We start from the raw sequence: 11012 nt of genomic DNA on the forward strand, positions 1-11012 counted from the left end.
GTTGGGGGTGGCTGGGTGTGGTGGATACCCAGGGTTACGGGGAGTGAGAGAGGTGCGTTGTGGCTGGTCGCGCCCACGCGGCGGAGCCGCACATCGATACAGCCCCGCGCCCCTAGAGGCACGCGGGGAGGTCGGACCGTGTGGCGAATGGGGCTTCGGCTACGGGGTCACACGTCCGCGAGCCTTGCCTCCTCCAGGTCCAAGGACCGCTGGAGCCGCCTGCGGGTCGTGTCGCTGATGGTGTGGTCGTCGTAGAGGCGCTGTAGTTCGACCGTCTCCACGGCGATCAGGTCGCGGCGGAGCTGGCGGTAGACCAGATCTGCCGATTCGGCGTGCGCCGCTTGGCCGTTGTTGTCGGAGAGGCGGTCTCGGGCGTCGTCCAGGCGGGCGTTGAGGCCGCGGCGGAGGCGGTCGAGGACGACGTCCGGGACTGCTTCCAACTCGGCCAGTTCGTCCAGGCGGCGGATGCCCGCGTCGGCCAACCGGCAGCGGGCGGAGGCCTCTTCGCGTTCCGTGTGGTCGGGTTCCAGGGCGATTCCGGAGCGGCGGACGACCGGCGCGAGGGTGAAGCCCTGGACGACGAGGGTGACGACCACGACCGACGTGGTGAGGACCAGGACGAGAGGGCGGTCGGTCAGGGTGGCGCCGGTCCTGGTGACCTCGGGGATCGACAGGGCCGCCGCCAGCGGCAGGACACCCCGGGTGCCCGCCCACGTCAGGACCATCGGCACCCGCCAATTCACCCTGTGCACCCCGCCCTTGCGCTGCACCACCGCCGACAGCGGCGCCAGCCACAGCAGTCGTACGGCGATCAGGGTGCCCGCCACCGCGAGCGCGTACAGGGGCCACGCCCGGTCGCCGTCGGACAGCGCCCGTACCTGGGCGGGCAGGGCGAGACCGATCAGGGAGAACACCACGCTCTCCAGCAGGAACACCACCGTGCCGTAGACGGCGTGCAGTTGGAGCCGGATGCGGGCGTTGGTGAGGCGGTCGCCGCGACCGCCGAGGACGACCCCGGCGACGACGACCGACGTCACGCCGGACGTGTGGGCGCCCTCCGCCAGGACGTAGGCCGCGTACGGCGTGACCAGGGAGATCACCGTCTCCAGGACCGGGTCCTCGGTGCGCCGGCGGATCAGCGTGACGATGTAGGCGAGGGCCGCCCCGATGACCGTGCCGCCGCCCGCGAGCACGACGAACTCCCCGCCCGCCGCACCCCAGTTGGCCGCCGCCGAGGCCACGGCGACGCTCACCGCGACCCGGAAGAGGACCAGCGAGGTCGCGTCGTTGAAGAGGGACTCCGCCTGGACCAGGACCTGGACCCGGGGCGGCAGGGCGAGCCGGCGGCCCAGCGCGGTGACGGCGACCGGGTCGGTGCTGGCCAGGACCGCGCCCAGCACGAACGCCATCTGCCAGGAGAGTGGGGTGACCGTCGACGCCACCCAGCCCACGGCCGCCGCCGACGCGAGGACGAGGCCGATCGCGAGGATCCCGACCGGCTTCCACACCGCCTTCAGCTCGCGCCACGACATCTCCTCGGCGCTGGCGTACAGGAGCGGCGGCAGGACGACCAGGCCGATCACGTCCGGGCTGATCTCGATCGACGGGGTGCCCGGCAGCAGGGCCACGGCGAGACCGGCGACCACGAGCAGGGAGGGTGCGGGGATCCGCCACCGGCGGGCGAACGTCGCGACCAGCGTCGCCAGAACCACGAGTGCCAGAACCGTACCGACGCCGCGCATGCCGTCCCCCTGGGGCTTGGACGAGCCCATGTGGGCTCCCCGCCGACCAGACTTCCCGGCACACCGCGCTCACCCTAACCCGGCCGGGCGCCGTCAAGACAGTGTCAACGTCCTCGCGGGCGCCGCCAGAGACGCGTCAAGAAGCCTGCCCGAGGCGCTGCGGGGCGCTTGTCCGGGAGGCGCTGAACGACATACGACGCGGGCGACCGAAGGTCTGCCTCGGGGCGGCGCCGGGTGTCGGCAAGACCTACCGCATGCTCGACGAGGCACGGCGCCGGGCCGCTCGCGGCGCCGATGTGGTGGTGGGGTTCGCCGAGTGCCACGGGCGCCCGCCGACCGAGGCGATGCTCGACGGCCTGGAGGTCGTCGAGCGGGCCCAATGCGCTTACCGGAGCGGGGAGTTCAGGGCGTCACCGTCCGCGCCCAGCTCGCGGACGCCTCCCTGGGCCACACCTGGTCTTTCTACGTCATCCAGTTCGCGACGATGATCCTGCTCGCCCTGTCCGCGAACACGTCCTTCGGCGGGCTGCCGGTGCTGCTGAAGCTGCCGGCCCGCGACAACTGCCTCCCGCATGTCTTCGCCCTCAAGGCCGACCGCCAGGTGCACCGGCACGGCGTGCTCGCGGCGGCCGTGGTGTCCGCGGCCCTGCTGGTGTTCTCCGGGGGCGACACCAACACCCTCGTACCGCTCTTCGCGACCGGCGTCTTCGTCACGGGTTCGGCGCGCTCCTCACCGGCATCGCGGCCGTCGTCGTCACCGCGACCAAGTTCGAGGAGGGCGCCTGGCTGATCGTGATCACCCTGCCCCTGCTGTTCTGGCCTTCGAGACCGTGCACCGCACCTACGCGCACATCGGCGAACGGCTCGGCCTCGGCCGTATCCCGGAACCCCCGCACCGCGCCGGTCCGTCGTGATCGTGCCCGTCTCGTCCCTCTCCCTCCTCACCTCCGAGGCACTGACGGCCGCCGCCTCCCTGGTCCAACTCGCCTGTGAGCGCCGCACGTTGGGCCGTCTGATCGCCGCCTACGTACGGGACGTCTCGGCGGCGGAACCGGACACCCGCGTCACCGTCCTGATCGCGGAGGTGGAGCCCGCACGGCTGTGGCAGCGGCTGCTCCAGAACCAGCGCGGAGCCGTCGTCGCCCATGCCGTACGGCGGGACACGGACGCGGTGATCTGCCGGCTGCGGTTCCGGCTGTTCTGATCCCGGGATCCCGGGCGAGGCGCACACGCCCATTTCGCACCGCCGCCGTAAGAGTCCCGTCAAAGGCGTGTGCGCCGCCGTAAGGGACCCGTCAACGGCGGCCGAATCGGGTCACGGGCGCGGTTACCTCTGAGCGTCCGTTCCATCCGAACCTCATTCCAGGAGTTCACGATGGCCGATCTGGCCTTCGTCGTCACCACGATCGCGGTCTTCGCGCTGGTGGCCCTCGTCGCCAAGGGGGTGACGAAGCTGTGACCGCCGAGAACATTGTCGGCCTCGTCGTGGCCGTCGCCCTGCTGGGCTATCTCGTCCTCGCCCTGATCTTCCCGGAGAGGTTCTGAGCCGCGACATGGGTCCCGTCCTCGCAGGCGTCCTCCAGCTGCTCGCCCTCATAGGCGCGCTGGCACTCGCCTACATCCCCCTCGGCACGTACATGGCCAGGGTCTACTCCTCCGACAAGCACCTGCGGGTCGAGAAGTGGATCTACAAGGGCATCGGTGCCGACCCGAACACCGAGATGCGCTGGCCCGCGTATCTGCGCGGCGTGCTCGCCTTCTCGGCGGTCGGCGTCCTGTTCCTCTACCTCCTCCAGCGCCTTCAGGGCATCCTGCCCGGTTCACTGGGCTTCTCCTCGGTCAACCCGGCGCAGTCGTTCAACACGGCCGTGTCGTTCGTGACGAACACCAACTGGCAGTCGTACTACGGCGAGCAGACCATGGGTCACGTCGTGCAGACCGCCGGTCTCGCTGTGCAGAACTTCGTCTCCGCGGCCGTCGGCATCGCCGTCGCGGTGGCTCTCGTACGGGGCTTCGCGCGCTCGCGCACCGGTGAACTCGGCAACTTCTGGGCCGACTTGGTGCGTGGCGTCATCCGCATCCTGGTGCCGCTGTCGGTCGTCGCGGCACTTGTGCTCGTGGCGTGCGGTGCCGTCCAGAACTTCTCCGGGATCCATGAAGTCGGGCAGTTCTTGGGTGGGCACCAGCAGTGGAACGGCGGTGCGGTCGCCTCGCAGGAGGCGATCAAGGAGTTCGGCACCAACGGCGGCGGTTACTTCAACGCCAACAGCGCCCACCCCTTCGAGAACCCGACGCCCTTCACCAACCTGTTCGAGATCTTCCTGCTGCTGGTCATCCCGTTCGCGCTGACCCGCACCTTCGGCGTGATGGTCGGCTCGATCAAGCAGGGTTACGCGATCCTCGCCACGATGGCCACCATCTGGGTCGGCTTCGTCGCCCTCATGATGTGGACCGAGTTCGCCCACCACGGCGCGGCGCTCCAGGCCGCCGGCGGTGCGATGGAGGGCAAGGAGACCCGGTTCGGCGTCGGGGCCTCGTCCATCTTCGCGGTGTCGACCACCCTGACCTCGACGGGCGCGGTGGACTCCTTCCACTCCTCGTTCACCGGGCTCGGCGGCGGCATCACCATCCTGGGCATGCAGCTGGGCGAGATCGCACCCGGTGGTACCGGCTCCGGCCTCTACGGAATGCTGATCATGGCGGTCATCGCGGTGTTCATCGCCGGACTGATGGTCGGCCGTACGCCCGAGTACCTGGGCAAGAAGATCGGCACCCGCGAGATGAAGCTCGCGGCCTGCTACATCCTGATCACCCCGGCCCTGGTGCTGATCTTCGCGGCCGCCTCCATGGCGCTGCCGACCCCGCCGCACTCCATGCTGAACTCCGGCGCGCACGGCTTCTCCGAGGTGCTGTACGCCTTCACCTCCGCCGCCAACAACAACGGCTCCGCCTTCGCCGGCCTGAACGCGAACACCGACTGGTTCAACACCATGACCGGACTCGCGATGGTGCTCGGCCGCTTCCTGCCGATGGTGTTCGTGCTGGCCCTGGCCGGCTCGCTCGCCGAGCAGAAGCCGGTGCCGGTCACCGCAGGCACCCTGCGCACTGAAAAGCCTTTGTTCACCGGCTTGTTGGTGGGCGCGATCCTCATCATCACCGGTCTGACCTACTTCCCGGCCCTGGCGCTGGGACCGCTGGCCGAGGGGCTGGCGTCATGAGCACCCGTACCGAGAACCAAGAGGACTCGATGTCCACAGCCACTCCGACCCGGGCGCCGCACAGCGATGTGCCGACAGGTCACAAGGACGAGGGACGCGTCGGCGCCGGCCTGTTCGACCCGAAGCAGCTGATCAGGTCCCTGCCCGACGCCTGCCGCAAGCTCGACCCGCGGGTGATGGTCAAGTCGCCCGTGATGTTCGTGGTGTGGATCGGGTCCGTGCTGACCACGATCTTCTCCTTCAAGGACCCGGGCGACTGGTTCGGCTGGGCGATCAGCGCCTGGCTGTGGCTGACCGTCGTCTTCGCCAACCTGGCGGAGGCCGTCGCCGAGGGCCGCGGCAAGGCGCAGGCCGACACCCTGCGCAAGGCCAAGACCGACACGGTGGCCCGCCGTCTGAACGGCACGACCGAGGAACAGATCCCCGGCACCGAGCTGCGCATCGGCGACCTGGTGGTGTGCGAGGCGGGCGACATCATCCCCGGCGACGGTGACGTCGTAGAGGGAGTGGCGAGTGTCGACGAGTCGGCCATCACCGGCGAGTCCGCGCCCGTCATCCGCGAGTCCGGCGGCGACCGCTCGGCCGTCACCGGCGGGACGAAGGTCCTCTCCGACCGCGTCGTCATCAAGATCACGACGAAGCCCGGCGAGACCTTCATCGACCGGATGATCGCCCTGGTCGAGGGCGCCGCCCGGCAGAAGACGCCCAACGAGATCGCCCTCAACATCCTGTTGGCGTCACTCACCATCGTCTTCCTGCTCGCCTGTGCCACGCTGCCGCCGTTCGCGGACTACGCGGGCACGCACCTCACGATGATCGTGCTGGTGGCCCTGCTGGTCTGTCTGATCCCGACGACGATCGGCGCGCTGCTCTCCGCGATCGGTATCGCGGGCATGGACCGCCTCGTCCAGCGGAACGTGCTGGCCATGTCCGGCAGGGCAGTTGAGGCCGCCGGTGATGTCTCGACCCTTCTCCTCGACAAGACCGGCACCATCACCCTCGGCAACCGCCAGGCCTCCGAGTTCGTCCCGGTCGCCGGCGCCACCGAGGCCGAGGTCGCCGACGCCGCCCAGCTCTCCTCGCTGGCCGACGAGACGCCCGAGGGCCGTTCCATCGTCGTGCTGGCGAAGGAGAAGTACGGCCTGCGCGAGCGCCACCAGGGCGAGTTGGCCCACGCAGAGTGGATCGCCTTCACCGCGCAGACCCGTATGTCGGGTGTGGACGTCGACGGACGCAAGATCCGCAAGGGCGCGGCCGGTTCGGTCGTCACCTGGGTCCGGGAGCAGGGCGGCGAGGTGTCCGAGGACGCCGGCGCGCTCACCGACCGGATCTCCGCGGCCGGCGGCACCCCGCTGCTCGTGGCGGTCGAAGACACTGAGGGCGCACGGGTGTTGGGCGTCATCCACCTCAAGGACGTCGTCAAGGCGGGCATGCGCGAGCGGTTCGACGAGCTGCGCCGCATGGGCATCAAGACCGTCATGATCACGGGCGACAACCCGCTGACCGCCAAGGCGATCGCCGAGGAGGCGGGCGTCGACGACTTCCTCGCGGAGGCCACTCCCGAGGACAAGATGGCGCTGATCAAGCGGGAGCAGGCCGGCGGCAAGCTGGTCGCGATGACCGGTGACGGCACGAACGACGCGCCCGCGCTGGCCCAGGCGGACGTCGGCGTCGCGATGAACACGGGCACGTCGGCCGCGAAGGAGGCCGGCAACATGGTCGACCTCGACTCGAACCCGACCAAGCTCATCGAGATCGTCGAGATCGGCAAGCAACTCCTCATCACCCGGGGTGCGTTGACGACGTTCTCCATCGCCAACGACGTCGCGAAGTACTTCGCGATCATCCCGGCGCTGTTCGCGGCCGTCTACCCGGGCCTGGACAAGCTCAACATCATGCACCTGGCCTCGCCCGACTCCGCGATCCTGTCGGCCGTCATCTTCAACGCGCTGGTCATCATCGCGCTGGTCCCGCTCTCCCTGCGGGGCGTGCGGTACCGGCCGGTCAGCGCCGACAAGATGCTCCGCCGCAACCTCGGGATCTACGGCATCGGCGGACTGATCGCCCCCTTCATCGGCATCAAGATCATCGATCTCCTCATCTCCCTCATCCCCGGGCTGTAACTATTCGAAAGCGTGCTGAAGGCCATGAACAACTCCGCTACGAACACAGCCAGGTTGCTCTGGGCGGGCCTGCGGGCGCTCCTCGTGCTGACCCTGGTCACAGGCGTGATCTACCCGCTGGTCGTCACAGGTGTGGCCCAGGCGCTGTTCAACAACAAGGCCAACGGCTCGGAGATCACGTCGGAGGGCAAGGTCGTCGGTTCCTCGCTCATCGGCCAACAGGGCTACAGCCTCGACTACTTCCAGCCGCGTCCCGCCAACGGACTGGGTGTGAACTCGGTCAACACCCAGTACCAGCTGATCCTGTCCGGTGCCACCAACCTCTCCGCCGACAGCAAGGTGCTGCTCCAGCAGGTGGAGAAGGCCAAGGCGGCGGTCGTCAAGGACAACTCGGTGCCGGGCTACACCGTCACGCCCTCCCAGGTCCCCGCCGACGCCGTCACCTCCTCCGGCTCCGGCCTGGACCCGGACATCTCCCCGGCCTACGCCGAGCTCCAGGTCCACCGGGTCGCCGAGCGGAACCACCTCTCCGTGACCCAGGTGCAGAAGCTGGTCGACGAGCACACCGACGGCCGCACCCTCGGCTTCATCGGCGAGCCGACGGTGAACGTGTTGGAGCTCAACATCGCGCTCAAGTCCCTTGTGACGAAGAGCTGATGGCGTTACACGACCGGCAGGGGAGTCGGCGGCTCAGGAGAGATCCCGGCATCGCCGACTCCCGCCGCCATGCCAGGGACCACACGAAAGGCACACCCCCATGACACGGGTGCTGGTGGTGGAGGACGACCCGCAGCTCGTACGGGCTCTCGTGATCAACATGCAGGCCCGGCAGTACGGCGTCGACGCCGCCCCCGACGGAGCCACCGCGCTCCGGCTCGCGGCCGCGCGACAGCCGGACGTCGTGATGCTCGACCTCGGACTGCCCGACATGGACGGCGTCGACGTCATCAAGGCGCTGCGCGGCTGGACCCGGGTCCCGATCCTCGTGCTGTCGGCCCGCCAGGCCTCCGACGAGAAGGTCGCCGCCCTCGACGCGGGCGCCGACGACTACATCACCAAGCCGTTCAGCATGGACGAACTCCTCGCCCGGCTACGGGCCGCCGTCCGCCGCGTCGAGGACGTGCCGCTCGCCCCGACGACCACCCTCGTGACCACCGACGGCTTCACCATCGACCTGCTCGCCAAGAAGGCCACCCGCGACGGACACGACATCCGGCTCACCCCCACCGAGTGGCATCTGCTGGAGATCCTGGTCACCAACCCCGGCCGCCTGATCACCCAGAAGTACCTGCTGCAGGAGGTGTGGGGGGTGACCCAGAGCAACAAGACCAACTATCTCCGGGTCTACATGGCCCAGTTGCGCCGCAAGCTGGAGGGGGACCCGTCGAGCCCCCGTTATCTGATCACCGAGCCCGGCATGGGCTACCGCTTCGAAGGATGACATGGGACGCGGCAAGCTCCGGATCTACCTCGGCGCGGCACCGGGCGTCGGCAAGACGTACGCGATGCTGTCCGAGGCGCACCGGCGGATCGAGCGGGGCACTGACTGCGTGGTCGCCTTCGTGGAACACCACAGCAGACCGCGCACCGAGGTGATGCTGCACGGCCTGGAGGAGATCCCGCGCCGCGAACTGGCCTACCGGGACACACAGTTCACCGAGATGGACGTGGACGCGGTGCTCGCCCGGCACCCCGAAGTCGCCCTCGTGGACGAGCTGCCGCACACCAACATCCCCGGCTCCCGCAACGCCAAGCGCTGGCAGGACATCGAGGAGCTGCTGGCGGCGGGCATCGACGTGATCTCGACCGTCAACATCCAGCACCTGGAATCCCTGGGCGACATCGTCGAGTCCATCACCGGCGTACGGCAGCAGGAGACCGTCCCGGACGAGATCGTGCGCCGCGCCGACCAGATCGAGCTGGTCGACATGTCACCGCCCGCGCTACGGCGCCGGATGGCCCACGGCAACATCTACAAGCCGGACAAGGTCGACGCGGCCCTCTCCAACTACTTCCGGCCCGGAAACCTCACCGCCCTGCGGGAGTTGGCGCTGCTCTGGCTCGCCGACCGGGTCGACGCCTACCTCCAGGAGTACCGCAGCGAACACCGCGTCTCGGCGATCTGGGGCTCGCGGGAGCGGATCGTCGTAGGACTGACCGGCGGCCCCGAGGGGCGCACGCTGATCCGCAGGGCCGCGCGCCTCGCCGAAAAGGGCGCGGGCGGCGAGGTGTTGGCGGTCTACATCTCCCGCAGCGACGGACTGACCTCGGCCTCCCCGAAGGAACTGGCCCAACAGCGCACCCTCGTCGAGGACTTGGGCGGCACCTTCCACCACGTCGTCGGCGAGGACATACCGGCGGCACTGCTGGACTTCGCCCGCGGGGTCAACGCCACCCAGATCGTCCTCGGCGTCTCCCGCCGCAAGGGCTGGCAGTACGTCTTCGGGCCCGGCGTCGGCTCGACGGTCGCCCGCGAGTCCGGCCCCGATCTCGACGTCCACCTCATCACCCACGACGAGGCCGGCAAGGGACGCGGACTGCCCGTGAACCGGGGCACGCGGCTCGGCCGGGACCGGATCGTCCGGGGCTGGCTGGCCGGAATCGGCGGACCACTGCTGCTGACCTGGCTGTTGAGCGGTGTCGCGCCCGAAGTCGGCCTGGCCAACGACATGTTGCTGTTCCTGACCCTGACGGTGGCGGCGGCCCTGCTCGGCGGACTCTTCCCGGCACTGGCCTCGGCGGCGGTCGGATCGCTGCTCCTGAACTGGTACTTCACCCCGCCCGTGCACACCTTCACCATCGCCGACCCCAAGAACATCGTGGCCATCGCGATCTTCGTGGCCGTGGCGGTGTCGGTCGCGTCGGTGGTCGACCTGGCCGCGAGGCGCACTCATCAAGCGGCCCGGCTGCGCGCCGAGTCGGAGATCCTCTCCTTCCTCGCGGGCAATGTGCTGCGCGGCGAGACCAGCCTGGAGGCGCTCCTGGAACGGGTCCGGGAGACTTTCGGCATGGAGTCCGCCGCCCTGCTGGAGCGCGCGAGCGACGTCGAACCCTGGACCTGCGCGGGCAGCGTGGGCCCCCGCCCCTGCCAGAACCCGGAGGACGCGGACGTCGACGTACCGGTCGGCGACCACATGGCCCTCGCCCTCTCCGGCCGGGTCCTGCCCGCCGAGGACCGCCGCGTCCTGGCAGCCTTCGCCGCACAGGCAGCCGTAGTCCTGGACCGCCGCCGCCTCCGCGAAGAGGCGGACCAGGCACGGGCGTTGGCGGAAGGCAACCGCATCCGCACGGCACTCCTGGCGGCCGTGAGCCACGACCTGCGCACACCCCTCGCCGGCATCAAGGCGGCGGTGTCCTCGCTCCGCTCCGAGGACATCGCCTGGTCGGACGAGGACCAGGCCGAGCTGCTGGCAGGCATCGAGGACGGCGCCGACCGCCTCGACAACCTCGTCGGGAACCTCCTCGACATGTCCCGCCTCCAGACCGGCACGGTCACCCCGATCATCCGCGAGGCGGACCTCGACGAGGTGATCCCGATGGCACTGGGCGGGGTCCCCGAGGACAGCGTCGAACTCGACATCCCCGAAAGCCTGCCCATGGTCCCCGTCGACAAGGGCCTGCTGGAACGCGCCGTCGCCAACATCGTCGAGAACGCGGTGAAGTACAGCCCGGAGCGAACTCCCGTACTGGTCAAGGCAAGTGCCATCGCCGACCGCGTCGAGATCCGGGTCGTCGACCGCGGCCCCGGCGTCCCCGACGAGGCCAAGAACCGCATCTTCGAACCCTTCCAGCGCTACGGCGACGCCCCGCGCGGCGCCGGAGTGGGCCTCGGCCTCGCGGTCGCCCGCGGCTTCACCGAAGCCCTCGGCGGCACGCTGAGCGCCGAGGACACCCCGGGCGGCGGCCTCACGATGGTCCTCAGCCTCCAC

General features: G+C 69.6%; 8 protein-coding genes and 2 pseudogenes. 9 read left to right on the plus strand and 1 reads right to left on the minus strand.

Annotated elements, in window-relative coordinates:
• Positions 1 to 167 precede the first annotated feature (167 nt).
• Entirely contained in the window at positions 168 to 1772 is a 1605-nt protein-coding gene (locus AC31A1_RS36220) for a Na+/H+ antiporter (RefSeq protein ID WP_489657381.1), read from the minus strand.
• A gap of 152 nt (positions 1773 to 1924) precedes the next feature.
• On the opposite strand from AC31A1_RS36220, the pseudogene AC31A1_RS36225 reads away from it, so the two are divergent.
• The 9 genes and pseudogenes from AC31A1_RS36225 to AC31A1_RS36265 form a co-directional block, all read left to right on the plus strand.
• Positions 1925 to 2146, plus strand: a pseudogene (locus AC31A1_RS36225) (sensor histidine kinase KdpD); the annotation flags it as partial.
• A pseudogene (locus tag AC31A1_RS36230) lies at positions 2143 to 2946 on the plus strand (amino acid permease); the annotation flags it as partial. The pseudogenes AC31A1_RS36225 and AC31A1_RS36230, both read left to right, overlap by 4 nt.
• A 69-nt stretch (positions 2947 to 3015) precedes the next feature.
• Positions 3016 to 3201: a hypothetical protein gene (locus AC31A1_RS36235; protein WP_489657382.1), complete on the plus strand. Its 186-nt coding sequence runs from the start codon at positions 3016 to 3018 to the stop codon at positions 3199 to 3201.
• The gene (gene kdpF, locus AC31A1_RS36240; protein ID WP_016434100.1) at positions 3198 to 3287 is read left to right on the plus strand and encodes a K(+)-transporting ATPase subunit F; all 90 of its coding nucleotides are present in this window, start codon (positions 3198 to 3200) and stop codon (positions 3285 to 3287) included. The genes AC31A1_RS36235 and kdpF overlap by 4 nt, the downstream gene beginning before the upstream one ends.
• An 8-nt stretch (positions 3288 to 3295) precedes the next feature.
• Positions 3296 to 4960 carry a potassium-transporting ATPase subunit KdpA gene (gene kdpA / locus AC31A1_RS36245; protein WP_489657383.1) on the plus strand — a complete coding sequence of 555 codons (1665 nt, stop codon included), beginning with the start codon at positions 3296 to 3298 and terminating at the stop codon, positions 4958 to 4960.
• Between the two features lie 29 nt (positions 4961 to 4989).
• On the plus strand, positions 4990 to 7083 hold the full coding sequence (gene kdpB, locus AC31A1_RS36250) for a potassium-transporting ATPase subunit KdpB (RefSeq protein ID WP_489657387.1): 2094 nt from the start codon (positions 4990 to 4992) through the stop codon (positions 7081 to 7083).
• 24 nt (positions 7084 to 7107) lie between these two features.
• Positions 7108 to 7740 carry a potassium-transporting ATPase subunit C gene (locus tag AC31A1_RS36255; RefSeq protein WP_489657384.1) on the plus strand — a complete coding sequence of 211 codons (633 nt, stop codon included), beginning with the start codon at positions 7108 to 7110 and terminating at the stop codon, positions 7738 to 7740.
• 100 nt (positions 7741 to 7840) lie between these two features.
• Positions 7841 to 8524, plus strand: coding sequence for a response regulator (locus AC31A1_RS36260; RefSeq protein ID WP_489657385.1), 684 nt, complete (start codon positions 7841 to 7843; stop codon positions 8522 to 8524).
• A gap of 1 nt (position 8525) precedes the next feature.
• On the plus strand, positions 8526 to 11012 hold a 2487-nt coding region (locus AC31A1_RS36265), incomplete at its 3' end, for a DUF4118 domain-containing protein (RefSeq protein WP_489657386.1).

The organism is Streptomyces sp. P5F9 (genome assembly GCF_057961495.1).